Genomic DNA, 25,549 nt, shown 5'->3' with positions numbered 1-25,549 from the left:
CCTATGACTATTGCGATCAAGGGGTCCTGGCGGGGCGGTTCATGTCGTCCTCTCCGGCATCCGGCCGACAGGGCCACCGGTGGCTGGCAGGATGGTCGCCCATGACATCGGGGACGTACCGGACGATCAGAACGGCCGTGGTGATCACGGCCCTGGTGGCGGGCGCCGGATGCGCGACCGGATCGGACGGCGGGTCCGGGGCCGCGGGCACCCCCGTCCCGGTGCCGGGCTCCTCCCGGGACGCCCTCGCGACCCCTTCGGCGTCGCCCGGCCGGGCGGGACCGTCCGGGCCGGTAGGGGTGCCACCCCGGCCCGGCGAGGTCGGCAGGATCCCCCGTCCCGGCGACGGCCTGCCCCCGGTGATCAGCTCCATCCCCACCCGCAGGAAGGTCGTCTTCCTGACCATCGACGACGGCTGGGAGCAGGACCCCGGTTTCCTGGCCCAGGTCCGCGACCGGCGCATCCCGGTGACGGCCTTCGTCACCCGCGACGCCGTCGAGGGCAGGGGCGCGGCCGACCCGGCCGCCCGGGGCGGCAGGTTCCCCGGTACGGGCGACTGGGGGTACGTGCGCGACCTGCGCGACGCCGGAGCGACGATCGAGAACCACACGCTGACCCATCCGAACCTGCCGCTGCTCGGCTACCGGGGGCAGAGGGCCGAGATCTGCGGCGCCTCCCGGTCGATCCGCAGGCACACCGGCACCGTGCCCACCCTGTTCCGCCCGCCGTTCGGCAACCACGACACCGTGACCCGGCGGGCCGCCAAGGCGTGCGGCATCGACGCGCTCCTGCTGTGGACCGCGACCGTGCAGCCGGGCGGGAAGATCGCCTACCAGGTGCCCGACAAGCGGCTCCGCCCCGGTGACGTGCTGCTGCTGCACTTCCGCCCGAACCTGGCGCGCGACTTCGCGACCCTGGTCGCCAAGATCGAACGTCGGGGCTTCGAGCTCGGCGACCTGCACGCCTACCTGCGGGCCGCGCTCCGCCGGACCGGGCACACGGACGCCGGCCGGTAGCGCGCCGGCTCACCGGCGGACCGGGTCACGAGCGGGCCGGGTCACGAGCGGACCGGCCCGGACGGACAGGTCAGGACGGCCCGGCCCGGACACGGTCGGACCGGTGTGAGCGGGCGGCCCGGACACGGACGGACGGCCCGCCCCCCGCGAGGGGGACGGGCCGTCCGGGAACCCGTGGTCACTCGCTCTCGGCGGTGTAGATGTACTCCCAGTCACCGCAGCGGGTGGGGTGGGAGGAGCGCAGGCCGATCTGGCAGACCTTGACGCGGACACTGTCGACCTTGTGCTTGCCGAAGGCGAAGTGCTTGGCGCCGCCCGCGCCGCAGTAGCGGTAGGACTTGCCGTCGTACCACTGGTGGCCCTTGTCCCCGAAGTGGTGGACCGCGAACTTCACGTACGCGCACTTGCCGCCCTGCTTGTACGTGCGGTGGTCGAGGTCGTACAGCTTGCCCTTGACGTCCACCCGGTTCCACTTCTGGTGGTGGTCCCACTCGACGCCGATCCAGCCGCGGCTCTTGGCGCGGTGGTTGGACGAGAAGTAGTGCCCCCAGTTCTCGCTGTAGTCGTAGCCGGACTGGGCGGTCGCGGCGGCCGGCGCGGCCACGGGCGCGGCCGCGGTGGCGGCGTGCGCGGTGGCCGGTGCGGCGAGCGCGACGGCGCCGAGGGCGGCGGTGGCGAGCAGGGCGGTGGACAGCTTCTTGATCATGGTTTCTCCTCTTGCCTCCCCGAACCGGCTTTTGCCGATTTCCCCCTGGAGTGACTCATTTCTATGGGCCGGTACTTGCAGGCCCCCGTATCGCCGCTTACAGCCGCTTTCGAGGTGCTTGCGAGGCGTTTACACCCCATCGGAGGGGCCGGTCTCCCGCGACGGCCCCGGCGGCGGGGCCCGCGCGCGGGTCCGCCGACCGGCGTACCCGGGGATCCCCCCGGAGAGGGACGCCCCGGCCGGGCCGCCTGCCCCACCATGGAGCCGTCGCCCGCACGGGGTGACGCAGGGGCGCCGCACCCGGTGGGACGGCCGTCCCACCGGGGACGCGAGGGCGGGGAACCCCGGGTGACAGGGGAGGACCGGCGCCGCGGGCAAGGGGGGCGATCTCGGCCCGTCCGGGAAGTGCGGTCCCGGTCCGGGCCGTGTGACGAAGATCGCAGCAGCTCGCGGCGCCATCCCGCGCCATTGCTCTACAAGTCGTAGTACTACTAGAAGTAGCACTACCGGTTGTAGAGCTTCAGACCCGCGAGGGGAAGATGGACGCACTAGACCTGGCCCGGTGGCAGTTCGGGGTGACCACCGTGTACCACTTTCTGTTCGTACCCCTGACGATCGGCCTGGGCGTCTTCGTGGCCGGGCTGCAGACGGCCTGGTACCGCACGGGCAAGGAGCACTACCTGCGGCTCACCAAGTTCTTCGGGAAGCTCTTCCTGATCAACTTCGCGATGGGCGTGGTGACCGGCATCGTGCAGGAGTTCCAGTTCGGCATGAACTGGAGCGAGTACTCGATCTTCGTCGGCGACGTCTTCGGCGCCCCGCTGGCCCTGGAGGCCCTGCTCGCGTTCTTCCTGGAGTCGACCTTCATCGGCCTGTGGATCTTCGGCTGGGACAGGCTGCCCCGGGGCGTCCACCTGGCCACCATCTGGGCCGCGGTCATCGGCTCCAACCTGTCGGCGTACTTCATCCTCGCCGCCAACGCCTGGATGAAGCACCCGGTCGGCTACGAGGTGGTCGACGGCAGGGCCCGGATGACCGACCTGTGGGCGGTGCTCACCAACTCCACCGCGCTCGCCCAGGTACCGCACGTGATCGCGGCGGCCTTCGTGGTCGCGGGCGGCTTCGTCCTCGCGGTCTGCGGCCACCACCTGCTGCGGGAGCGGCGCGAGGAACGGCACGCGACGGCCGGCGCCCGGACGGCACAGGACCGGGCCGGACGGGGCCGGTGGCGCGACCGGCGCTCCGGCGCCGCGCCGCACCGCGCCTCCGGTGACGGCACGAGCATCTGGCGGACCCCGATGCGGGCCGCGCTGGTGATGACGGCGATCGCCGGCGCCCTGGTCGCCGGGAGCGGCGACATGTCGGCCAAGCTCCTGTACGAGCAGCAGCCGATGAAGCTCGCCGCGGCCGAGGGGCTGCGGCAGGACACCGCCGGAGCGCCGTTCTCCATCGTCCCCGGCGTGGAGGTGCCCCTGCTGCTCAGCTTCCTGGCCACCAACGACCCGAACGCCGTGGTGCAGGGCACCGACGACCTCCAGGCCCGGTTCGAGGAGCGGTTCGGCCCCGCCGACTACCGGCCCGACCTGCCGACGATCTTCTGGTCCTTCCGCGTGATGATCGTGTTCGGCCTGTCCGCGGTGGGCCTGTCGGTGCTCGGCCTCTGGCTGACCCGGGGACGCCGCCGCGACCCCCGCCCGCCCCGCCGGGTCCCCGCCTGGTTCGCCCGCGCCTGCGTGCTCGCGCTGCCGCTGCCCACGATCGCGATGATCGCCGGCTGGCTGCTCAGCGAGATCGGCCGCCAGCCGTGGACCGTCCAGGGCGAGCTGCTCACCGCCGCGAGTGTCTCCCCGGGCGTCAGCCTCACCGAGGTGGCGATCTCGCTGGCGGTCTTCACCGCCCTGTACGGCGCCCTCGCGCTGGCCGAGGCCGTCCTGCTCGTCCGGCACGTCAAGGCGGGTCCCGAACCCGCCGCCCCGGACGTCCCCGTCCCCGCGCTCGACCCGCCCTCCGGCGGCGACGACGCGCCCGTGGACGCCCGGCTCCAGCCGACCCTGATGTACTGAGAACGACGGGTGACGACATGGAACTCACCACCTTCTGGTTCGCGGTCATCGCGTTCCTGTGGACCGGTTACTTCGTGCTGGAGGGCTTCGACTTCGGCGTGGGCATGCTGGTGCCGGTACTGGCCGGGAACGAGGCCGAGCGCAAGCAGGTCCTGGGCACCATCGGCCCGGTCTGGGACGGCAACGAGGTCTGGCTGATCACCGCGGTCGGCGCCATGTTCGCCGCCTTCCCCGCCTGGTACGCCGGGATGCTCAGCTCGTTCTACCTGCCGATCCTGCTGATCCTGAGCGGGCTGATCGTGCGCGGCGTCGGGCTGGAGTGGCGCGGCAAGGTCCGCCACGCCTCCGACCGCGCCTGGTGCGACCTGGGCGTGCTGGTGGGCAGCGCGCTCCCGGCCTTCCTGTGGGGCGCCGTCTTCGCCGACCTGCTGCGGGGCAGCGCGACGGCCGCAATGGTCGGCGGGGTGTTCTCGCTCTCGCTCTGCCTGCTGCACGGCGCGGTGTTCGTCGCCCTGAAGACCTCGGGCCCGGTCCGCTCCCGCGCCCGGCGCGCCGCCGTGGTCGCCGCCGCGGTCGCGCTGCCCGCCGCGGTGGTCGCGCTGTCGAACATCCCCGTCGCGGGGACGGAGGGCGCCGCGCCGGAGCCCGCCTCGTGGCTGTGGGGCGCCGCGCTCGTCGCGATGGCGGCCCTGGCCGCCGGGGTCGCGCTGACCTGGCGCGGCCGGGACGGCTGGGCCTTCGCCGCCACCGCCTCCTCGATCGCGCTGGGCTCCGCCGCGCTGTTCGGGGCCCTGTGGCCGGCCCCGCTGCCGGGCCTCACCGTGGCCGAGGCCGCCTCGGGCCCGTACACGCTGGGCGTGCTGACCTGGATCGGGCTGATCGCGCTGCCGTTCGTGCTGGGCTACCAGGCGTGGTCGTACTGGGTCTTCCGCAAGCGGCTGACCGCCGAGGTGTCCTGACCGGCCCGGTCGCCCGCTCCGGCCGTCTCAGAGGATGCCGAGCCGGGCGAGCGGCTCGACGAGCTCCCTCTCCTCGTAGGACAGGTGGGACAGGAGCGTGTCGGTCAGCAGGTCCATGGCCGACCGCAGGGCCGCCCGGCCGTCCGGGCCCGCGACGAAGGCGACCAGCGCCCGGTCCACTCCCTCCAGGACGTCGTGGATGGCGTGGTGCTCCTGCTCCAGGCGGTCGATGACGGGCACCAGCCTGGCGTCGGCGCGGCGCAGGCCCGGGAAGAGGCTCTGGTCCTCGATCGTGTGGTGGGTGGTGACGACGCGGCAGTAGGACTCGCAGTAGGTGCCGACCGTCCAGTTGTTCTGCCGCATCGTCATCGTGTTGATGTGCGAGCGCGCGGCGCCGGGGTCCATGGAACCGTCGGTGACCTGCTCGACGAGCCGCCGGACCTCGGCGAGCTCCCGCCGCAGGTGGTCGTGGACGTCGACGAGGTGGCGCCCGGCCGCCCGCTCGCGAGGGGTGTACGTGCGGTCCGGGTCGGGGGCGGGGCCGGTGGGGCGGGTGGACTCGTCCCAGACCTGGACGTCGGCGAGCCGGACACCGTCGTCCGGGGTCGGCGTGACCCCCAGCGCGGGGATCGCACTCCCCCGGTTTTCGGCCTTCCCCGCATTCCCGGCCTTCCCGGCACCGGACACCTCTCCCCCGGCCCCTTCGGACCCGGCCCTCTCGGGCCCGGCCGCCCCGGACGAGCCGGCGAGGGCGCGTTCGGCCTCCACGAGCTCGCGTACGGCCGGGACGACCTCGGCGGCGAAGCGCCGGATGTCGTCGGGGTCGTCGCTCGCCAGGATGTAGACGCTCGTCCCCTCCTCCAGGGTGAGCTCGGCGAGCTGCTCGGCCCAGACGTCCGCGGGTCCCCGCAGGAAGGTGCTGCCGGAACCGCTGAAGCCGCCGGAGATGTTGTACAGGCGCCGCACGTCCGCGGGCGAGCGTCCCGCGGCCAGCGCGGCCTCGTCGATGATCGCGTTCATGTCCGCGAGGGTCTCCGGGGCGGCGTAGGCGCTGCTGGGCAGCCAGCCGTCCGCGAGCCTGCCGGTGATGCCGAGCATCCGGCGCTTGTAGGCCCCCAGCCAGATCCCGACGTCGTGGGCGGGCGCCGGGCCGGGATGGGCGCCGTGCACGCGGTGGTGACGGCCGTCGATCCGTACGGACGCTCCCCCCTCCGCCCAGAGGGCGCGGATGACCCGGATGCCCTCCTCCAGCGCGCCGACCCCCTCGGCCGCGGTCAGCCTGGGGCCGCCCAGGGCGGCGATGCCGTCCCAGAAGGCCCCCGCGCCGAGCCCGAGCTCGACGCGTCCGCCGCTGAGGATGTCCAGGGTCGCGACGCTGCGGGCCAGCACCGCGGGCGGGCGCAGGGGCAGGTTCGCCACGTTCGGCGACACCCGCACCGTGGAGGTGCGCGCGGCGATGACCGACAGCAGCGTCCAGGTGTCGAGGAAGCGCGCCTGGTACGGGTGGTCCTGCACGGTCACCAGGTCCAGGCCGACCTGCTCGGTGAGAAGGGCGAGCGCGACGACCCTGTCGGCCTCCGCGGCCACCGGCGTCAGGAAGGTCCCGAACAACAGCTCGTGCCCGTGGTCGGCCATGTCTCTCCTGGTACGTCGTCCCGGGTGCGCGGATCGCGACACGTCGTGCGACAGATCGTATGTAAAGCAGATGAATTGTCAAACAGAAGGTCTCTGGAACCGTGGATTCTGCTAGCCTGGCCGTGTGCCCGCCATGCCCGCCACACCCGGCCCGTCCGTGACCCCGCGTCCCGGCGCGGAGACCGCAGAGGCCCTGGACGGTGACCTGGGCTGGACGCTCGGGGTGGTCTTCCGCTCCTACGTCAGGACGGTGAACGCGCTGGTCGACCACCTCCCCGGCGGCCCTCGTGGCTACCAGGTGCTCGCCGCGGCGACCCAGGGCCTGCCCGGCGGCCAGGGGGCGCTCGCCCAGCGGCTCGGCGTCGACAGGACCGTCATGACGTACCTGCTCGACGACCTGGAGAAGGCCGGTCTGGTCGAGCGCCGCCCCGACCCCGCCGACCGGCGCAACAAGCGCGTCGTGGCCACCGAGCGGGGCAGGGCGGTCTGGGCCGACGCGCAGACCGGGCTGGAGCACGCCGAGGAGCACGTCCTGTCCCCGCTGGAGGCGGCCGACCGGCCGGTGTTCCGGGAGCTGCTGCGCAGGCTGGCCGCCGGGACCGACGCCCTGGACCCGGCGAACGGCTCCTGCCGGATCGTCCAGGAGCTGGCCCCCGACGACGTCCCGGACGGCGTCCCGGACGACGCTCCCCACGGCACCCCGGACGGTGTCCCGGACCGTGTTCCTGACGGCGGCCCCTCCAGGCCGCGCCGCTCCCCCCGGCACTGAGCCGGGCGGCGGGCCTTCGGGCCGGGCGGCGGGGTCGGCGGCCTGAGCGGCCTGCCATGAGACCCCGGGGTGGTCCGCGGGGCCGGTGAAGTGCGAGATGCTCTCCATGACGGGTCCCCGGAGCGGTCCTGCCCGCACCGGACGGGCGCGGAGCCGGGCCACCACCCGGCACGTACCAGATCGACCACGACGAAAACGGACGGATGCGATGAGCGCGCGTTTCGAGGAGCTCGACTGGCGTCCGACGCCGATCGGTGACATCAGCCTGCGGCGCAGGCGCGAGCCCTCGCTGGGCGTCGACGTCTACGAGATCAAGCTCGACGACGACTTCCTCATGTCGAGCCTGTTCACGGTGGCCGAGATCGAGCTCGCCCGGCTCGGGCTGGCCGCGCTGGAGGGGACCGGCCTCGACGTCGCGGTGGGCGGGCTCGGGCTCGGGTACACCGCCCAGGCCGTGCTGGAGGACGCCCGGGTGCGCTCGCTCGTCGTGCTGGACACGCTCGGCGAGGTGATCGAGTGGCACGAGCGGGAACTGCTGCCGGTCGGCGCCCGGCTGATGGCCGACCCTCGCTGCCGCCTGGTCCGCGGTGACTTCTTCGCGATGGTCTCCACAGACGCCGGTCTGGACCCCGAAACGCCGGGACGGCGCTTCCACGCCGTCCTGGTGGACATCGACCACACCCCGCGCAACGTGCTGCATCCGAGCCACGCCGCCCTCTACACCCCGGCGGGCCTGCGCCGGCTCACCGGGCACCTGGCCCCGGGCGGCGTCTTCGCCCTGTGGTCGGACGACCCTCCGGAGGAGGGGTTCGAGGCCGTGCTCGCCGAGGTCTTCGCGACCTCACGCGCGCACGTCGTCACCTTCCCCAACCCCCTGACGGGCGGCGAGTCGGCCAACACCGTCTACGTCGCCACGACCCCCGCCTGACGGCCCCCGGACGGGCACGTCCCGCGGGCCGCGTGTGACGTGCCCGCCCGAGACGTCCGGTCTCAGAACGGGTCCTGATCGGCGTCGCGGACCAGGAGGGCGATCTGCACCCGGTTGACCAGCCCGAGTTTGGCGAGGGAGCGGCTGACGTGGGCCTTGACCGTGATCTCGCTCATCGCGAGCTCGCGGGCGACCTCGGCGTTGGCCAGCCCCCGGGCCACCGCCCGGACGACCTGCCGTTCGCGGCCGGTGAGGACGGCCAGCCGCTCGCGGGCGGCGTGGACGTCCGGTGCCCGCCGCCCGGCGAAGGCGTCGATCATCCGCCTGGTCACCGTGGGCGCGAGCATGGCGCCGCCACCGGCCACCGCACGGACGGCGGCGATCAGGTCGCGCGGCGCGGTGTCCTTCAGCAGGAACCCCGCGGCCCTGGCGCGCAGGGCGGCGTGGACGTACTCGTCGTGGTCGAAGGTGGTGAGCATCACCACCCTCGGCGGGCCGGGAGACCGGTTGATCTCCCTGAGCGCGGCCACCCCGTCCATGCCGGGCATCCGCACGTCCATGAGCACGACGTCCGGCCGGTGGCGCGCGACCGCGGCCACCGCCTCGGTCCCGTCCTGCGCCTCGGCGACCACCTCGATGTCGCCGGCGACCTCCAGGATCATGCGCAGCCCGGTCCGTACCAGGGCCTCGTCGTCGGCGACGAGCACCCGGATCACGTCGGCAACCTCGCGGACACGCGGAATCCCCCGTCCGCCTCCCGCCCGGCGGTGAACCCGCCGCCGAGCAGTTCGACGCGCTCCCGCAGGCCGATCAGGCCGAGCCCGCTGCCCGGCATGGCCCGCGCGCCGTCCACCGGCGCGGAGTTCGCGACGGTGACCTCCAGCGCCGAGGGCAGGTAGCGCAGCACGACCCGGGTGGCGGCCGTGCCCGCGTGCTTGTGGACGTTGGTGAGTGCCTCCTGCACCACCCGGTGGACCGCGTGCTGCACGATGACGGGCACCTCCCGTACCGTCCCCTCGTCGCGCCGTTCCACCGGGACTCCGGCGGATCTCGACAGGTCGAGCAACCGGTCGAGGTCGGCCGGCGTCGGCCGGGGCCCGAGGACCTCCTCACCGCTCTCCGCCCGGCACCGGGGAACGTCGGTGAGGACGCCGAGCACCGCCCGCAGCTGTTCGAGGGCCTCCTTGCCCGTGACCCGGATGAGTTCCGCCTCCGCCGCCGTCCTCGCGTCCGCGGCGCCGATCTCCAGCGCTCCCGCCCGCAGGACCATGAGCGACACCCGGTGCGCCACCACGTCGTGCATGTCCCGCGCGATACGGGCGCGTTCCTGCGCGCGGGCCCGTGCCGCGCGGGCGGCCTGCTCCCGCTCCAGCCGTTCGGCCCGCTCACGCAGCCCGGCCACCACCTGGCGGCGCGCCCCCGTCCACAGCCCGATCGCCAGCGGGAACCAGACGAACAGCGGCGCGCCGCCCAGGGAGGAGAGGAGGTCGGCGCCGGGCCTGGGCAGCGCCGCCAGGAGGCTCGCGGCCACCGCGAAGAACGCCAGGTGCGAGGGACGCCGCCACGTGGTCGCCACGACGTAGGACGCCACCGACAGCAGGAACCCCGGCGAGCGCACCACCGAGTCGACGGCCACCACGAGCAGCAGCGGCCCGTGCCGTCGCGGTGACGCCCACGCCGTGGCGGCGGCCACCAGGCCGACCACCACGCCCTGAAGGTACGCGGGCACCGACGCGAGGTCGAAGAAGGCGTACGGCCTCGGGTCCGGCACGAAGGCTGCGCAGAAGGCGGCGACGGGAAGCGCCGCCGCCGTCAGGCGATCGCGTACCCCCTCGGCTCTCACCCGGTCAGCCTAGACAGCGGTGGCCGGTACGCGCGGCCCACCGGCTCACCAGCTCAACGGCCGCAGCGGCCTGCGGCCGGGGTCGGGCAGCGGCTCGGCCCGCAGCTCGGGGACGGCGTCGCGCAGCACCCGGACCCCGAGCGGCACCAGCACCAGGCACAGCGCGCCCGCCGCGACGGCGTCGGGGAACGAGCTCTCCTTGAGCACGCCGGTCCACAAGGTCCCCGGCCACAGGAACAGCAGGAGACGCCCCGTGCCGAACGTGCCCGACCGGAAGGCCCCGACGGCCAGCACGAGCGTCCCGGCGTACAGGCCCAGGGCCGCCGCGGCGACGATCGCCCACGGCCCGTAGGAGATGTCCACGTAGGTGTCCATCACGGCCGCGGTCACCGGTTCGAGGCCCAGCCGGCCGGCGAGCCGGAAGGCGGTCTGGTCGACCCCCGCCCAGTACACGCGCGCGAGGAGACCGCCGACCATCAGCGTGCCGCCCACCATGGCGGATCGCGGGGACCTCGCGGCGACGATCCGGGCGAGCGTGACGACGGCGGGACAGAGCAGGATGACGCCCAGGAGGAAACACGCGTACCCGGCCGTGACCACCGCGGGACTCTCCGCGTACGCGGCCAGCTGCGCGGGCGCGGCGAACGGCCGCCTGCCGAACTCCTCCACCTGCGCGGGCGTGAAGCCCGCCGACTCCGGCGCCAGGTGGCGCAGGAGCAGCCCGGCGGACCACACCGGGGGCGCCAGGACGAGCGCCGCTCCCCCGACGAGCCGCCCCGGGAACCAGGCGTTGTGGTGGACGAGGGCGGGGGTTCTCCAGGTGCCGCCCGGGTGGGCGGCCGAGTCCGGCCGTGACATGACGCCCACCCTGGATCACCGGCGGGCGTCCTCACATCGTCCGACGGATACGGCGGGCGTCTCTTTGGTAGGGGGTCCGGGTCTTTGCAGGGGGCCCGGGTCTTTGCAGAAAGGCCGGGTCTCTGCAGGGGGCCGTGCGAGGTGCCCGGCCGCTTCCGCGGGGACGGGTCAGGGGATCCGTCCGACGGCTCCGAGGATGCCCGGCGCCCCCTCGTCGGCCTCCCCGGCCGGCCCGCCCTCCCGCGCCGGAGGACGCCAGGACTCGACCCGGGCGACCCCCGGCTCCAGCAGCTCCATGCCGTCGAACCAGGACGCGATGTGCGCGCGGCCGCGCCCCACCACGCCTCCGGTGTTGGTGCCGGAGTAGACGGCCGCGGCCTCCTTGACGTACTCGGGAGGATGGTCGCCGGGGAACATCTGGGTGATCGCCAGGTAGCTGCCGGAGGGCACCGCTCGGCGCACGTGGCCGACGAGGGCGTCGGCGTGCTCGTCGGACAGGAAATGCGTCAGGGCGATCAGCAACACCGCGACCGGCCGCGTCAGGTCGATGTGCGCCCTCAGTGCCGGATCGCCGAAGACGGCCGCCGGGTGCCGCGCGTCCCCCTCGACGACGACGGCGTTGTCCGCCTCCGTCAGAAGCGCCCGGGCGTGGACCAGAACGGCGGGATCGAAGTCGACGTAGACGGTGCGGCTGTCGGGGTCGATCCGCTGGACGATCTGGTGCACGTTCTCCTGGGTGGGCAGACCGGCTCCGATGTCGATGAACTGCCGTACGCCCTCCGCGGCCAAAGTGTGCACGACCCGGCCCAGAAAGGCGCGATTCTCCCGTGCGGCCTCCACCGCGCCGGGAGCCAGACGTATCATCTCCTCCGCCTTCGCACGGTCGCTGGGAAAGTTCTCCCTGCCTCCGAGGTAGTAGTCGTAGATCCGGGCGACGCTGGGAACGTCCGGGTCGATGCCCAGCACCGCCGGGTCGAGGGAGGCGGCGGGCGCCTTTTCGTCGTCCACGAGATCTCACGTCCTCTGGGAAAAGGAGAAAGGCACCCGGCGCGGAGCCTCGAACGATCCTTCCATGATCGTGAGATGCCGGCAGGCTGTCAACGGCGCCTTCGACGCCATTCCCCCACCCTGATTCCGGCCTTTCCGCGGCCTCCTTTTTCGCTTTCCGCAGAGACGGTCCCACGTCCGGTGGAGACGGTTTCACGATTTCCGGTGAGGGGAGAACGAGCGCGGTTGCGATTGTCATTCATCGTACCGACCCGGCCCCTTTACAATGTAGATTCCCTTCTCGCCCGGCACCCGCCCGGGTCTCCCGTCCACCGAGGGGGGTACGGACGTCAGCCGACCTGGTCGTTGTCCTTGAGGCTGCCCCAGCCGTGCCAGCGGTCGATCTCGATCCAGGCGCTGACCCGCTCGCGGTCCCGGCGCGGGTAGGCGTCCCCGAGGTAGTGCCGGGCCAGCCGGTCGATGTCGGTCAGCCCCTCGTCGTCACGCGTCTCGGCGACGTGCCCGATGATGCTGACGTGCGTGTACCAGTCCCCCTCCGCGAGCACGGTCAGGGTGACCCGGGGGTCGTTGCGGATGTGGTCCAGCCGCTTGCGGGCCCCGTCCATGTTGACCAGGATCCGGCCGTCGTCCCAGAGGTACCAGGTGGCCGTGGACACGGGCTGGCCGTCGGAACGCAGCGTCGTGATGACGGCGGGGTTCGGCTTCTTGAGCATGGCGACTGCTTCCTCGGGAAGCGGCGGCTTCGACATGGTCTCTCCTGTTCTGCGCGGCGCCCTCGCCACCAGGCGGGCGCGGGCGTTCCATGAGACGTATCCCACCGTGTCACATCACCGCCGGTGACGATCGGCGACCCTCCGCACGGGGAACCGCCCCGGAGAGCGCGTCACGGACGGCTGCGGACGACACGCGCCCGGAGGTTCCCGGCACGCGCCTCCTTTTCCGTGATGGAGTCGCCCCATGACGTCAAGAGCCGGGGTGCGGCGTTCCTACGGCGCTCTCTCGTTCGACGGTGACGGCACGCCGTGGGACTTCGACTCCGCGATGCGGCAGGCCCTGGAGGACGCGGCCCGCCTCCTCCGCGAGGCGGGCGCCTTCCGTCCCGGCGGGCCGGTGACCGCCGGCTGGCTCCGCGAGGTCCGCGACCACGTCTCCGGGCGGGAGGAGTTCCGGGGGCGGACCATGGAGAGCATCCGCCTCGCCTCCTTCCGGCGGGCCGTCGCCGAGTGCGGGATCTCCGACGCGGGGCTTGCCCGGGAGGTGTACGAGACGTACATGCAGGCGCGGTGGGAGCGGCTGCGGACCTACCAGGAGGTGCCCGGCGCGCTCGCCGCGCTGGGCGGCCGTCCTTGGGCCCTCCCGGGGTGACGGTCGGCGATCCGGCCGAGCTGACGGCCCTCCTCCTGGGGTGAGCCCCTTCGGCACCCGGGGTCGCCGTCCGTGGTCGGCGAAGGGCGGACCGGCGGCGGTCCCGAGCGGTTCACCCGATTCCCGCCATCAGCGCCACCACGGAGAGGACCAGCGCGCCGAGCCCGCCGGCCACCCCCGCCATCTGGGGGTACCGGCGGTCGGCCACCGTCCGCAGGTGGGCGCGCGCGGCGAGCATGAAGGCGACCCCGCCGGCCACGAACCACGGTCCCCACAGGTAGGTGTACCAGCGGAGGATGGGCAGCGCCGCCGGGGGGATCTCGACGAGGCCGGCCTGGACGAGCAGTCCCTGCACGATGAACTGCGCTCCGTGCCAGGCCAGCAGCACCCCCGCACCCCACGCCATCAGCTGCAGGAGGCGGTTCATTCCGGGCCCCCACGGGCGGCGGCGTGCCAGCGCCAGGCCCAGCATGCCGCCGACGACCTTGAGCACGCCGGTCACCCACAGCACCGCGAGCATGCCGGGGTCCTGCCGCCGCGCCAGTTCGACCAGCTGTGGCGAGATGGTGGACTCGACACCGGCCGTACCGCCCATGGCCCAGTAGAAGCTCGGGACGGCGAACACGAAACCCCACACGGCGGCGGCGTAACCGGGCCATCGGGCGCGGTGCCTCGTGTCGTCAAGACGCGGATTCATACCGGCGATTGTGCCGAACCACAAAAGAGAGACGAACGTCCCCCCATGCGGGACATCACCCGGGAGTGGAGGCCCGGTGCGTCCCTGCCCCGGCCGGGTTCGCGGATCAGCCGGAAGCGGTACCGCGCAGGGCGAACAGGTCCGACGGGGAGATCGGCATCCGGTCGATCCTGATCCCCTCCGCGTCCTCGATCGCCGAGGCGATCACCGCGGAGACCGGGATGACCCCGGCCTCCCCCGCGCCCTTGATGCCCAGGGGGTTGAGCGGCGACGGGGTCTCCAGGTGCGCGGTCTCGACGACGGGCACCTCGGTGGCGTAGGGCATCAGGAAGTCCATGAAGGAGGCGTTCAGCAGCTGGCCGTGGCCGTCGTAGACCATCTTCTCGTACAGGGCGCCGCCGACCCCCTGGGCGACGCCGCCGTGGATCTGGCCCTCGACGATCATCGGGTTGATCAGGTTGCCGCAGTCGTGCACGACCGCGTAGCGCAGGATGCGGATCTCCGCGGTCAGCGGGTCGGTCTCCACGACGGCCGCGTGCATGCCGGAGGCGAACGTGGAGCGGATCGGCGAGTAGTAGTCGCGGCCCTCCAGCCCCGGCTCCTCCCCCTCGGCCACCGGCGGCCGGTCGAACGACGACGCGCCCGCGAACTGGGTGGCCCTGGCGGCCTCCTCGTCGAAGGCGTAGCGCAGCGGGTTCGACAGCACCGCCACGGTCGACAGCGGGATCGCCGCGCCCGGGGACCCGGCCACCCGCACCTCGCCGTCGACGATCTCCAGGTCGCGGGGGTCGGCCTCCAGCGCGTCGGCGGCGATCCGCAGCGCCTTCTCCCTGACCTTGCGGCAGGCCAGCGCGATCGCGTTGCCGCTCATCACCGCGGCCCGGGAGGCGAACGTGCCGACCGCGTACCCGAACCTGCGGGTGTCGCCGGTGACGACCGAGACGCGTTCCATCGGCACGCCCAGCTCGGTGGCGGCGATCTGCGCGAACACGGTCTCGTGGCCCTGGCCCTGGGAGGTCAGGCCGGTGGAGACGTGCACCCGGCCGTCGGAGGTGATCTGGACGTGGCCGCCCTCGTACGGACCGACGCCGGTGCCCTCGACGTAGCAGCCGATGCCGATCCCGATGGTGCGGCCCTCGGCGGCGGCGCGGGCCTTGAGCTCGCCGAAGGCGTCCCAGCCGATCAGTTCCTTGAGCATCCGCAGCGACTCGGGGTAGTCGCCGCTGTCGTAGATGAGCGGGCGGCCGTCCTGGAAGATCAGGCCCTGGTCGTAGGGGAACTCGTCGGGCTGGATGAAGTTGGCGGCGCGCACCGCGGTGCGGTCGGCGCCCAGGTACTCGGCGATGTGGTCCATGGTCCGCTCCATGCAGAAGACCGCCTGCGGGCGGCCCGCCCCCCGGTACGGGGTGACCTGCACGGTGTTGGTGTAGACCGAGGAGAACTCGACCCGGTAGGCGCCGATCCGGTAGGGGCCCAGGAGCTGGGTGGCGGTGATGATCGGCACGATGATCCCGTACGGCGTGTAGGCGCCGTGGTCGTGCAGGATCTCCACGTCCAGGCCCAGGACGCGTCCCTGGTCGTCGAAGCCGACCCGGACGGTCTGCACCTGGGCGCGTTCGTGGGCCGAGGAGACGAAGTGCTCGCGCCGGTCCTCGGTCCACTTGACCTCGTGGCCGAGGGTGATCGCCGCCCACGGCACGAGGACCTCCTCGGGCCAGGGGTGCATGATCTTCACGCCGAAGCCGCCGCCCACGTCGGGGGCGACGACCTCGACCTTGGGCAGCGGCAGGCCGAGCTTGGCGGCGATGGCCATCCGGACGCTGGTGGAGGTCTGGGTGCTGGAGTGGACGCGCAGCGAGCGGTCGTCGGCGTCCCAGCGGGCGTGCACGCCGCGTCCCTCCAGCGGCATGGAGGCGCTGCGCTCGATGTCGAGCCGGAAGGAGAGCGTGTGCGGGGCGGCGTCGATCGCCTGGCGCGCGCCCAGGCCGTCCGCCGAGGGCACCTCCTGCACCAGGTGGGCGCCGACGTTGCCGGGCACGTCGGCGTGGACGAGCAGGTCGGAGCGGATCGCCTCCTCCACGCCGACCACCGGCGCGAGGACCTCGTAGTCGACCTCGATGAGCGCGCAGGCGTCCTCGGCGAGGTAGCGGTCGCGGGCGACGACCATCACGACGGGCTCGCCGACGTGCCTGACGATCTCCCGGGCCAGCGGGTACGCGGTGCGGCCGTGGGTCAGCGCCGGATGCGGGATGAGCAGCGGGAGCGGCTGGGCGAGCGCGCCGGGCAGGTCCTCCCAGGTGTAGATCGCCACCAGCCCTTCGATCTCGACGGCGGCCGAGACGTCGATGTCGCGGATCCGGGCGTGCGCGTACGGGGAGCGGACGAAGGCCGCCTCCAGCGATCCCGCGCCCAGGTCGTCGACGTAGCGGCCCTGGCCGGTCAGCAGCCGGGGGTCCTCGCGCCGCCTGACCGGCTCGCCGAACAGTTTCGTGGTCACGACCGCCGCACCCGCCCCTCGTTCTCCCCGGTCCGCTCGATCCGCTCGATCCGCTCGGACGTCGAGGACTCCTCGGCCATGATCTCGGCGGCCCGGTGGACGGAGGCGACGATGTTCTGGTAGCCCGTGCACCGGCAGAGGTTGCCGGAGACGCCCTCCACCACCTCCTGCCGGGTGGGCGCCGGGTTCTCCCGCAGCAGCGCGGTCACCGTGCACAGGAACCCGGGGGTGCAGAACCCGCACTGCAGGCCGTGGCACTCGGCGAAGGCCCGCTGCACCGGCGAGAGCGTGCCGTCCGGCGCGGCGAGGCCCTCCACGGTGGTGATCTCATGGCCGTCCACGGTGACCGCGAACGTCAGGCAGGAGCGGACGGGTTCGCCGTCCAGCAGTACCGTGCAGCAGCCGCAGACGCCGTGCTCGCAGCCGACGTGGGTGCCGGTCAGGCCCAGGTCGTGGCGCAGGCAGTCCGACAGCAGCCGCCGGGCCGGGACCCTGGCCTGCCGGACGGTCCCGTTGACGGTCAGCGTGATCTCATGCATCCGCGGCCTCCCTGGCGGCGTCTCGCAGTGCCCGCTCGGCGAGGACCCCGGCGAGGTGGCGCCGGTAGTCGGCGGTCGCGTGGATGTCGGCCTCCGGGTCGATGCCGTCCCGTACGGCGCGGGCCGCCGAGGCCCAGTCCGCGGAGTCGGCGGGCTTCCCGCCGAGGGCCTCTGTGACGTCGAGCAGGACGGGGACCGGGCCCAGGCTCACGCCCGCGACCGTGGCCGAGGCGATCCGGCCCTCGTCGTCCAGGACGACCAGGGCCGCGATGCCGGCCAGCGCGTAGTCGCCGTGCCTGCGGGCGAGCTCGTGGAACGCGGTGCCCGAGCGCGGGGGCGGTGCCGGGAAGAACGCGGAGACGGCCAGCTCGCCCGGCTGGATCGCCGACTCCAGGGGGCCGGTGAAGAAGGTGGCGGCGGGCACGTCCCGGACGGCGCCGGTCCGGGCCAGGCGTACCGACCCGCCCAGCAGCGTGAGCACGGCGGGCAGCTCGGCGGCGGGGTCGGCGTGGGCCAGGCTGCCGACCACGGTGCCCCGGTTGCGGATCACCGGGTGGGCCACCAGGCGCAGTGCCCGGCGCAGCAGGGGCTGGGCGGCGGCGACCGGGGCGGAGCGCTCCACCTGGGCGTGCCGGGCCAGGGCGCCGACCCGGACGCCGCCGGCCTCGACGTCGACGGCCGCCAGGGCGTCCAGCCGGTTGATGTCGACCAGGTGCGCCGGGGCGGCCAGCCGCATGTTCAGCAGCGGGATGAGGCTCTGTCCTCCGGCGAGCACCTTGCCCCCCTCTCCGGCGTCGGCGAGGGTCTGCAGCGCCTCGTCGAGGGAGCGGGGGGCGTGGTACTCGAAGGGGGCTGGTTTCACCCGGTGGCCTCTCGTCGCGGCTCGGACGCGCCCGGGCCGGCGGTGCCTCCGGCACCCGTGCCGCGGCCCGCGATGACCCGGAGCAGGTGGTAGCCGGCCACCACCACGATGGTGCCGAGGGCGATGCCCTCCAGCGTGAAGTTCGAGCCGATCATGTGCTTGACCGGGCCGATGGCGAGGATGATGCCCGCCCCGACCGGGACGAGGTTGACCGGGTCGGAGAAGTCGACCCGGTTCTCGATCCAGATCCTGGCGCCGAGCAGGCCGATCATGCCGTACAGGATGACGGTGATGCCGCCGAGCACGCCGCCGGGGGTGGCCGCGACCAGCGCGCCGAACTTGGGGCAGAGGCCGAACAGGATCGCGATGACCGCGGCGATGTAGTACGCGGCCGTGGAGTACACGCGGGTGGCGGCCATGACGCCGATGTTCTCGGCGTAGGTGGTGGTCGGCGAGCCGCCGAAGCCGCTGGCGACCGCGGTGGCGGCGCCGTCGGCGATGATCGCCCGGCCCATGTACGGGTCGACGTCGGTGCCGGTCATCTCGCCGACGGCCTTGACGTGGCCGACGTTCTCGGCGACCAGCGCGATCACGGCCGGCAGCACCAGCAGCACGGCGGAGAACCTGACGTCGGGGAAGTGCATGTTCGGCAGGCCGATCCAGTCGGCCGAGGCCACCGCGTCGAAGTTCACCCGCGGGTGGGTGTCGACCGCGCCGGTGCCCGCGTTGAAGGCGGTGATGTTCCCGAAGAGCCGGTCGGCCACCCAGGAGAGCAGGAAGCCGGCGATCAGGCCGAGCAGGATGCCGATCCGGCCGATGAAGCCCCTGAAGGCCACGATGAGGACGAACGTCACCACCATCGTGATCAGCGCGATCCACTGGTCCTGCGGCCAGTACACGTCGGCGACCACGTACGCCAGGCCGAAGCCGATCAGCATGACGACGGCGCCGGTGACGACCGGCGGGAAGACCCGGTTGATCACCTGTACGCCCAGGAAGTGCACGGCCAGGCCCACCAGCGCGAGGACCAGGCCGGCGACCAGGATGGCGCCGGTGACGATCGCGTCGGAGGCGGGGGTGTCACCGCCGAAGAGCCCCCGGATGGCGAGCACGCCGCCCACGAAGGAGGCGCTGGTGCCCAGGTAGCTGGGGACCTTCCCCTTCACGATGAGCAGGAACATGATCGTTCCGATGCCGGAGAACATGATGGCGACGTTGGGGTCGAGCCCCATCACCAGGGGGAAGACGAACGTGGCACCGAACATCGCGACGACGTGCTGCGCCCCGAAGCCCACCATCCGCGGCCACGACAGCCGCTCGGAGGGACCGACCACCTCTCCGGGGGCCAGCGTCCTGCCGTCGCCGTGCCTGGTCCAACGTGGAACAACCATCGAGCCTCACCTTTCACCGGGCCGTCGGTCGGCGACCGCCCCCGCGGGCATCCTCCGGCGATTCCCTCACAACCGTTGCGGGCACATTAGGACCGACGTCATACCCGTACACCGTCATGATCTGCCAAATCTGAGCGGCCGACCAGTGGACGGCTCGCGCACACCGGCCGCCGGGGCCGGTGAGGGACGGGTTCAGCCCCCCGCACCCACCACCCGGATCTCGAAGCCGTCGCCGCTCACCACCTGGCCGCCGCGGATCTTGCAGGTCTTGCGGAGCTCCACCTCACCGTCCACCAGCACGTTGCCGTCGGCGATGAAGTGCTTGGCCTGACCGCCGGTCTCGGTGACGCCGCAGTACTTCAGCAGGTCGCACAGCGGGATGTACTCGGTCTCCAGGGCGAAGGTCTCGTTCACGCCGAACAGCTTAGATCCCGTCAGATCCCGCGCATCCGCAGGACGTGCAACGCCAGGGTCAGGTTCAGCCGCAGGTGGGCGTCCTCGGTGAACCCGCCGAGCATGCGTTCCAGCTTGCCGATCCGGTAGCGCAGCGTGTTGTAGTGGAAGTGCAGCCTGCGCGCGGTCTCGGCCACGTTGAGGTTGGTCTCCAGCAGCACCTGCAACGTGCGGCGCAGGTCGGAGTTCTCGGCGTCGTCGTCGGAGGCGAGCGGGCCCAGGGTCTCCCGGACGAAGGCGTGCAGCTCAGCGGTGTCGCTGACCAGGGAGAGCAGCCGGTAGACGCCGAGCTGGTCGAAGTGGGCGACCGCGCCGTGGCCGTGCAGCTGGCGGCCCACCCGCGCCGCCTTGAGCGCCTGCCCGTACGCCTCCGGCAGCGCCTCGGCCCCGACGGCGGTGCGGCTGGCGCCGGTGGAGAAGGTGGCGGGCAGGGACTCGGCGAAGGCGGCTGCGGCGTCCTTGGCCAGGCGTCCGGCGTCGACGCCCGCGTCCACGATGGTGACCACCTCGTGCGAGAAGCCCGCCACCGCGCCGCGCGCGTCGTGGCGGCGCATCGCCCCGGTCCAGCAGGTGACCAGGCGGTCCTGGGCGACGCGCTCGTCGCCCTCGGGGTCGAGCTCGGCCACCAGCACGGTGACCGGGCGCTGCAGGTCCCAGCCGAAGGCCCGCGCCCGGGAGGCCACCCGGTCGGAGCCGCCCGCCCTGCCGGTGAGCACGTCGCGCAGGAAGTCGGCGCGGTACTTGCTCTCGACGGCGTTGACCGCCTCCTGCCGGGTCACCACCAGGGCGGCGACCGTGGCGGCACGTTCCAGAATGCCGACGTCGCTCTCGGCGATGGACCCGACCGGGCCGCAGGCGACGATCCTGCCGTGGTGGTGCCCGCCCGCCACGACCGGTACGGAGGTGTGGCGTCCCTCGGGGACGGCGCGCAGCACTGTCACGTGCTCGGCGGGCCCGGCGGCGGCCAGCACGTGGCCGGTCCCGTCCAGGACGGCCACGCCCACGTCCAGCAGCCCGGCCACCTCGGCGGTGACCTCGCGCAGCCCGCCCCCGGCGAGCACCACCTGGACCAGTGCCCGGTGCGCCTCCTCGGCCCTGGCCAGGGCGGCGGCCTGGCGGTTGAGGATGTCGGTGAGGACCTGGTTGAGGATGTCGTCGAAGCCGACGTCGTCGGGGAGCTGGATCAGCGGGAATCCCAGCCGGTCGGCCTGCTCGACCATCTCCTCGGGAAGCTCGTCGAGGTAGCGGCCGAGCTTGACGGCCAGCGCGGCCAGGCCCCGCTCGTCCAGGTCGGCCACCAGCCGGCCCAGCGACTGCGGGGTGTTGCGCAGCGGGTAGCCGGTGGTCAGCAGCAGCTCGTGCGGCTTGACCCAGGCCAGGACGTCGGGCACCTCCATCACGTTGAGCCGCTGCACGACGCGGTCCAGCCCCCGCTCCCCCGCGATCAGCCGTGCACCGGCCAGCGTCGACACTCCGAGGACCTCGCCGACGGCGACGCCGTGAATGATCGTTCCGGTACTCGCCGGCCGCACGGGAGGTTCCATGAGGTGATTGTGACTTATGGACCCGTCTGTCAGGAAGAGCCAACCTTTGGGCGGACTGTTGGCATCTTTCTCCGTACGGCCTCCCCTGCACCGGCCCTACGGTCGGCTTCAATGGACGGGGGAGATCCGTGACGGGGCGAACAGCCGCGAGCACCTCCGTACCCATGCACGCCCATCCATACTCACGGGGCCGGCGAAGGAGCGCTCATGACCGTTGGAACGCGTCCCCGGGCGCAGCGCGTGCACGTCCGCACGCACGCGACCGGCGCGGCCAGCACGACGCTGCGCCGGATGCTGGAGGCGCCCCGCAGCCCGGCGCGGGTGCTGGCGGCCTTCCCCGCCGGCGTCTACCTTGAGGTACGGACGGAGCTGGAGCCGCAGGTCATCGCGGTGGTGACCGGGCAGGCCACCCGCCTGCCCAACGCCATGGTGATCACCGGGCCGATGCCGGGGGTCGCGGTGGGCGACGAGGCGTGCGTCGGCGACGGCTCGATCGATCTGGGACGGCTCAGCCTGAGGGCCCACCGCTGGTGGGATCCGGCCCCGCCGCTCGGCCCGGTGCCGGTGGAGCGGCTGGCCCGCTCGCTGCCCGCGCTCACCGGGCTGTGCGAGCGGTCGGCGCGGCGCCCCGGCCTGGAGGGCAACGGCGCGGCCGCTCTGCTGGCCCAGGGGTGCGCCGAGGGCTCGCTGCTGAAGAGCGTGACGGCCGCCGAGCAGCTGGTCGGCCTGGGACCCGGCCTCACCCCGAGCGGGGACGACGTGCTCGCCGGGCTGCTGGTCGCGCTGCGCCACCTGGGCGGGGCGGCGGGGGCGGGACGGGCCGTGTGGCTGGCCGACTGGCTGGCCGCGGCGGTCACCTTCGACGTGCGCGGCAGGACCACCCCCATCTCGGCGTCGCTGCTGCAGTGCGCCGCGCGGGGTGAGGCCAGCGGCGAGGTGCTGGCCGTGCTGCGGGGACTGGCGGGACGGCAGTCCCTGGAGCCGGCCCTGCACCGGCTGCTCCGGCTGGGGCACACCTCCGGCGCGGACCTGGCGTGGGGGCTGCGCATCGGGCTCGCGGCGGTGATCGATCTGGAAGGCGGGGTCAGTTGAGCACCGATGTGGTCCGGATACGGACGGGCGTCTATCACGACTCGGTGAGCCTGATGCGGGTCAGCCGGGCGGCGGCGGACCTGCCGGGGGTGGAGGTGGCGGTGGTCGCCATGGCCACCGGGCTCAACCTGGGCATCGCCGCCGACCTGGGGTTCGCCCCGCCGCCGCCCGGCCCGTCGGGCCCGGCCGGTCCGGGTGACCTGCTGATCGCGCTGCGCGGCGAGGCGGACGCCCTGGAGGGCGCCGTCGCCGCGCTGGACGGGCTGCTGGACGGGCTCTCCGCGCCCGCCGCCGGTGGAGCCGCCGTGGAGCACCCGCCGCGCACCGTCCGCGCCGCGGCCCGCGGGCGCGCCGCCACCCTGGCGCTGGTCTCGGTGCCCGGCCCGCACGCGTTCGCCGAGGCGCTGGACGCGATCGAGGCGGGCCTGTCCGTGATGATCTTCAGTGACAACGTGCCGGTCGGCCAGGAGGTGCTGCTCAAGCGGCGGGCCGCCGAGCGCGGCGTGCTGGTCATGGGTCCCGACTGCGGCACCGCGGTGATCGGCGGCGCCGGTCTCGGCTTCGCGAACGTGCTGCGGCCCGGCCCGGTCGGGGTGGTGGCGGCCTCGGGGACGGGCGCCCAGCAGGTGACCTGCCTGCTCGACATCGCGGGCGTGGGCGTCTCGCACGTGCTGGGCGTGGGCGGACGCGACCTGTCGGCGGAGGTGGGGGCCCTGTCCACGCTGCGCGCCCTGGAGGCGCTGGACGCCGACCCCGCGACCGAGCTGATCGTGCTGATCTCCAAGCCTCCGGCTCCGGAGGTGGCGCGGGTCGTCGGCGAGGCCGTCGCCGGGCTCCGCACGCCCGTGGTGAACGCCCTGCTCGGTCCCGTGGAGGCGGGCCGGGCCGACCTGACCTCGGCGGCCGAGGCCGCGCTGCGCGCCCTCGGCGTCCCGGTCCCCGACTGGCCGTACTGGCCCGCGCCCTTCCCTTTCCGGCCCGTGGACCCGTCCTTCCCGTCCGAGGGTCCGTCCGGTGACGGCGCCCCGGAGATCGCGGGCCCGTCCGGCGGCCGCGCGGAAGGCGCGGGCGGGCCCGGTGACGGCGCCCCGGGGACCGCGGGCCCGTCCGGAGGCGGCGCGGAGGGCGCGGGCGGGCCGCGGGGGATCTACTCGGGCGGGACGCTCTGCGTGGAGGCCCGGCTGATCGCGGGGAGCGGGGAGTTCACCGACTTCGGCGACGACGCCTACACGGTCGGCCGCGCGCACCCGATGATCGACCCGGCGCTCCGGCTGGAGGCTCTGGCCGCGGTGCCGGCCGGTGGCGTGGCCCTGCTCGACGTGGTCCTCGGCCACGGCGCCGACCCCGACCCCTCGGCCCGGCTGGCGCCCGCGATCGCCGGGGCCGTCGCCCGGGGCGTCGCGGTGGTCGTCGCGCTGGTCGGCTCCGAGGGCGACCCGCAGGGGCTCAACGCCCAGGCCGAGGCGCTGAACGCGGCGGGCGCGGCGGTGTTCACCTCCAACGCCCGGGCCGCCCGGCACGCCGCGGAACTCGCGGGCGCCGCCACCGCCACCGACACAGACACAGACAGCACCGGCACCGCCGCCGTCACCCGTTCAGGAGGCCGCCCATGACGCTGCCCATGCTCTCCGGCGAGCCGGAAGTGATCACGGTCGGGACCGACCTGCTCGGCGAGGCGCTCGACGCGCAGGCCGTCCCCCGCACCCGGGTGGACTGGCGCCCGCCGATGCCCGGCACCGAGGCCGACCTGGCCCGGGTGCTGGCCGACCCGCGCAGGGAGCGCGCCAACGCGACGGCCGTGGGCCGCCTGGTCTCGGCACGGCCGCAGCTCGTCGGCGTGCGGCCCGCCCGCGAGGTGCTCGACCTGCCCGAGGGCACGTTCCTGCACGCCGGGCCGCCGATCGAGTGGGAGCGCGCCTCGGGCCCGCTGCGCGGCGCGCTGATCGGGGCCATGCTGCTGGAGGGGCTGGCCGCCGACGCCGAGGAGGCCGGGGAACGGCTGGCCGCGGGCCGGGCCCGGCTGGACTCCTGCCACCACCACCGGGCCGTCGGCCCGATGGCGGGCGTGGTCACCCCGTCGATGTGGATGTTCGAGGTACGGGACGCCGAGCACGGAGGCACCGCCTACTGCTCGCTCAACGAGGGGCTGGGCAAGGTGCTGCGCTACGGCGCGTACGGCCCCGAGGTGCTGGAGCGGTTGCGCTGGATGGCCGAGGTGCTCGGCCCGGTGCTCCAGGCGACCCTGGAGCGCAGTGGCCCGCTGGACCTGCGGTCGCTGGCCGCGCAGGCCCTGCAGATGGGCGACGAGCTGCACAACCGCAACCGCGCCGCCACCTCGCTGCTGGTGCGCGAGCTGGCCCCCGAGGTGGTGGAGGCCGCCCCCGGCCGCGCCGCCGAGGTGCTGCGGTTCATCAACGGCAACGACCACTTCTTCCTCAACCCGGGCATGGCCGCGTGCAAGGTCGCCGCCGACGCCGCCAGGGACGTCCCCGGCTCCACGATGGTCGTCGCGATGGCCCGCAACGGCACCGACTTCGGGGTCCAGGTCTCCGGGCTGGGGGACCGCTGGTTCACCGGCCCCGCGGGCGTGCCGGACGGTCTCTACCTCGGCGCGTACGGGCCGGACGACGCCAACCCCGACATCGGCGACTCCACGATCACCGAGACGGCGGGCCTGGGCGGTTTCGCGATGGCCGCGGCCCCGGCGATCGTCAGGTTCGTCGGCGGCGACGTGTCGGACGCGACCGCGGCCACCCGGTCCATGTACGAGATCACCCTGGCCGAGCATCCGGCGTACCAGATCCCCGGGCTGGGCTTCCGGGGCACGCCGGTCGGCGTGGACGTCACGCTGGTCGCCAGGACCGGGCTGCTGCCCACCGTGAACACCGGTATCGCCGGGCGGGTGGCGGGGACCGGCCAGGTCGGCGCGGGGCTGGTCAGCCCGCCCGCCTCGGCCTTCACCGCCGCGCTGTACGCGCTGGCCCGCGCCGCCGAACCCGGGGACGGGCAGGTCCGGGACCCCGCGGCCGAGCCCGGGGACGGGCAGGGCTAGGAGCGCGGGGACGGGCGGGTCCAGGAACTCCCCACAGCCAGGCGGGCCGGACGGATCGGGCAGGACGGGCTGATCGGGCGAGCCGGGTCAAGGGCGCGAAAGGCGCGGCTGACAAGGCGGGCGCCCGCCGATAGCATGCGGCGACGTCGAGGCGGGCTCACGGTCGGTGATCCACAGGACACGGATAACCGACATACATCACTTCATGCCATTCGTCATGTCAAACTTCCATAACGGAATGACATCCCGCTATCGTGTCCACCCTCACGAAA

Annotated in this window: 23 protein-coding genes; 9 read left to right on the top strand and 14 right to left on the bottom strand. The window is 73.6% G+C overall.

Annotated features, from left to right (window positions below):
• The first annotated feature begins 101 nt into the window (after positions 1 to 101).
• On the top strand, positions 102 to 1,016 hold the full coding sequence (locus ACIBCT_RS33220; protein ID WP_399195433.1) for a polysaccharide deacetylase family protein: 915 nt from the start codon (positions 102 to 104) through the stop codon (positions 1,014 to 1,016).
• Positions 1,017 to 1,194: 178 nt separating this feature from the next.
• Here the strand turns inward: ACIBCT_RS33220 and ACIBCT_RS33215 are convergent, their stop codons facing one another.
• Positions 1,195 to 1,722, bottom strand: coding sequence for a hypothetical protein (locus ACIBCT_RS33215; protein WP_399195431.1), 528 nt, complete (start codon positions 1,720 to 1,722; stop codon positions 1,195 to 1,197).
• Between the two features lie 539 nt (positions 1,723 to 2,261).
• Between ACIBCT_RS33215 and ACIBCT_RS33210 the strand changes: the two genes are divergently transcribed.
• Together ACIBCT_RS33210 and cydB are read left to right on the top strand one after the other, a co-directional pair.
• On the top strand, positions 2,262 to 3,785 hold the full coding sequence (locus ACIBCT_RS33210) for a cytochrome ubiquinol oxidase subunit I (protein WP_399195429.1): 1,524 nt from the start codon (positions 2,262 to 2,264) through the stop codon (positions 3,783 to 3,785).
• Between the two features lie 17 nt (positions 3,786 to 3,802).
• Complete coding sequence (gene cydB / locus ACIBCT_RS33205; protein ID WP_399195427.1) at positions 3,803 to 4,744, top strand: cytochrome d ubiquinol oxidase subunit II; 942 nt, start codon at positions 3,803 to 3,805, stop codon at positions 4,742 to 4,744.
• Between the two features lie 27 nt (positions 4,745 to 4,771).
• Here the strand turns inward: cydB and ACIBCT_RS33200 are convergent, their stop codons facing one another.
• Positions 4,772 to 6,379, bottom strand: a complete 1,608-nt coding sequence (locus ACIBCT_RS33200) for an LLM class flavin-dependent oxidoreductase (protein WP_399195425.1) — start codon at positions 6,377 to 6,379, stop codon at positions 4,772 to 4,774.
• Positions 6,380 to 6,512: 133 nt separating this feature from the next.
• Here ACIBCT_RS33200 and ACIBCT_RS33195 point away from each other — a divergent pair, with 133 nt between their 5' ends.
• Together ACIBCT_RS33195 and ACIBCT_RS33190 are read left to right on the top strand one after the other, a co-directional pair.
• Positions 6,513 to 7,148 carry a MarR family winged helix-turn-helix transcriptional regulator gene (locus ACIBCT_RS33195; protein WP_399195476.1) on the top strand — a complete coding sequence of 212 codons (636 nt, stop codon included), beginning with the start codon at positions 6,513 to 6,515 and terminating at the stop codon, positions 7,146 to 7,148.
• Positions 7,149 to 7,356: 208 nt separating this feature from the next.
• Entirely contained in the window at positions 7,357 to 8,076 is a 720-nt protein-coding gene (locus ACIBCT_RS33190; protein ID WP_399195423.1) for a spermidine synthase, read from the top strand.
• 62 nt (positions 8,077 to 8,138) lie between these two features.
• Here the strand turns inward: ACIBCT_RS33190 and ACIBCT_RS33185 are convergent, their stop codons facing one another.
• The 5 genes from ACIBCT_RS33185 to ACIBCT_RS33165 form a co-directional block, all read right to left on the bottom strand.
• Complete coding sequence (locus ACIBCT_RS33185; protein WP_399195421.1) at positions 8,139 to 8,792, bottom strand: response regulator; 654 nt, start codon at positions 8,790 to 8,792, stop codon at positions 8,139 to 8,141.
• Positions 8,789 to 9,919, bottom strand: a complete 1,131-nt coding sequence (locus ACIBCT_RS33180) for a sensor histidine kinase (protein ID WP_399195419.1) — start codon at positions 9,917 to 9,919, stop codon at positions 8,789 to 8,791. The genes ACIBCT_RS33185 and ACIBCT_RS33180 overlap by 4 nt, the downstream gene beginning before the upstream one ends.
• Before the next feature lie 45 nt (positions 9,920 to 9,964).
• The gene (locus tag ACIBCT_RS33175; RefSeq protein ID WP_399195417.1) at positions 9,965 to 10,777 is read right to left on the bottom strand and encodes a hypothetical protein; all 813 of its coding nucleotides are present in this window, start codon (positions 10,775 to 10,777) and stop codon (positions 9,965 to 9,967) included.
• A gap of 168 nt (positions 10,778 to 10,945) precedes the next feature.
• Entirely contained in the window at positions 10,946 to 11,785 is an 840-nt protein-coding gene (locus tag ACIBCT_RS33170; RefSeq protein ID WP_399195415.1) for an SAM-dependent methyltransferase, read from the bottom strand.
• A gap of 329 nt (positions 11,786 to 12,114) precedes the next feature.
• Entirely contained in the window at positions 12,115 to 12,534 is a 420-nt protein-coding gene (locus tag ACIBCT_RS33165; protein ID WP_399195413.1) for a PPOX class F420-dependent oxidoreductase, read from the bottom strand.
• 208 nt (positions 12,535 to 12,742) lie between these two features.
• Between ACIBCT_RS33165 and ACIBCT_RS33160 the strand changes: the two genes are divergently transcribed.
• Positions 12,743 to 13,150, top strand: a complete 408-nt coding sequence (locus ACIBCT_RS33160) for a hypothetical protein (protein WP_399195411.1) — start codon at positions 12,743 to 12,745, stop codon at positions 13,148 to 13,150.
• Between the two features lie 112 nt (positions 13,151 to 13,262).
• Here the strand turns inward: ACIBCT_RS33160 and ACIBCT_RS33155 are convergent, their stop codons facing one another.
• The 7 genes from ACIBCT_RS33155 to ACIBCT_RS33125 form a co-directional block, all read right to left on the bottom strand.
• Complete coding sequence (locus ACIBCT_RS33155) at positions 13,263 to 13,847, bottom strand: DUF3995 domain-containing protein (RefSeq protein ID WP_399195407.1); 585 nt, start codon at positions 13,845 to 13,847, stop codon at positions 13,263 to 13,265.
• 106 nt (positions 13,848 to 13,953) lie between these two features.
• Positions 13,954 to 16,344 carry an aerobic carbon-monoxide dehydrogenase large subunit gene (gene cutA, locus ACIBCT_RS33150; protein WP_399195405.1) on the bottom strand — a complete coding sequence of 797 codons (2,391 nt, stop codon included), beginning with the start codon at positions 16,342 to 16,344 and terminating at the stop codon, positions 13,954 to 13,956.
• Positions 16,341 to 16,883 carry a (2Fe-2S)-binding protein gene (locus ACIBCT_RS33145; RefSeq protein ID WP_399195403.1) on the bottom strand — a complete coding sequence of 181 codons (543 nt, stop codon included), beginning with the start codon at positions 16,881 to 16,883 and terminating at the stop codon, positions 16,341 to 16,343. Before ACIBCT_RS33145 ends, cutA begins: the two co-directional genes overlap by 4 nt.
• Positions 16,876 to 17,745 (bottom strand): FAD binding domain-containing protein, encoded by an 870-nt coding sequence (locus ACIBCT_RS33140; protein ID WP_399195401.1) that lies wholly within the window; start codon positions 17,743 to 17,745, stop codon positions 16,876 to 16,878. Before ACIBCT_RS33140 ends, ACIBCT_RS33145 begins: the two co-directional genes overlap by 8 nt.
• Positions 17,742 to 19,136, bottom strand: a complete 1,395-nt coding sequence (locus ACIBCT_RS33135; RefSeq protein WP_399195399.1) for a uracil-xanthine permease family protein — start codon at positions 19,134 to 19,136, stop codon at positions 17,742 to 17,744. Before ACIBCT_RS33135 ends, ACIBCT_RS33140 begins: the two co-directional genes overlap by 4 nt.
• Before the next feature lie 192 nt (positions 19,137 to 19,328).
• Positions 19,329 to 19,550 (bottom strand): RNA-binding S4 domain-containing protein, encoded by a 222-nt coding sequence (locus ACIBCT_RS33130; RefSeq protein WP_362801138.1) that lies wholly within the window; start codon positions 19,548 to 19,550, stop codon positions 19,329 to 19,331.
• Positions 19,551 to 19,570: 20 nt separating this feature from the next.
• The gene (locus ACIBCT_RS33125) at positions 19,571 to 21,133 is read right to left on the bottom strand and encodes a PucR family transcriptional regulator (protein WP_399195396.1); all 1,563 of its coding nucleotides are present in this window, start codon (positions 21,131 to 21,133) and stop codon (positions 19,571 to 19,573) included.
• Positions 21,134 to 21,340: 207 nt separating this feature from the next.
• On the opposite strand from ACIBCT_RS33125, the gene ACIBCT_RS33120 reads away from it, so the two are divergent.
• Genes ACIBCT_RS33120 through ACIBCT_RS33110 form a run of 3 tightly spaced genes read left to right on the top strand, consistent with a single transcriptional unit; the run spans position 21,341 to position 25,277 of the window.
• The gene (locus ACIBCT_RS33120) at positions 21,341 to 22,225 is read left to right on the top strand and encodes a DUF2877 domain-containing protein (RefSeq protein ID WP_399195394.1); all 885 of its coding nucleotides are present in this window, start codon (positions 21,341 to 21,343) and stop codon (positions 22,223 to 22,225) included.
• On the top strand, positions 22,222 to 23,838 hold the full coding sequence (locus ACIBCT_RS33115) for an FdrA family protein (RefSeq protein WP_399195392.1): 1,617 nt from the start codon (positions 22,222 to 22,224) through the stop codon (positions 23,836 to 23,838). Before ACIBCT_RS33120 ends, ACIBCT_RS33115 begins: the two co-directional genes overlap by 4 nt.
• Positions 23,835 to 25,277 carry a DUF1116 domain-containing protein gene (locus tag ACIBCT_RS33110; RefSeq protein ID WP_399195390.1) on the top strand — a complete coding sequence of 481 codons (1,443 nt, stop codon included), beginning with the start codon at positions 23,835 to 23,837 and terminating at the stop codon, positions 25,275 to 25,277. The genes ACIBCT_RS33115 and ACIBCT_RS33110 overlap by 4 nt, the downstream gene beginning before the upstream one ends.
• Positions 25,278 to 25,549: the final 272 nt, after the last annotated feature.

The organism is Streptosporangium sp. NPDC050855, assembly GCF_044456585.1.
GTDB lineage: Bacteria > Actinomycetota > Actinomycetes > Streptosporangiales > Streptosporangiaceae > Streptosporangium > Streptosporangium longisporum.
This window is presented reverse-complemented; position numbering and strand designations above follow the sequence as displayed.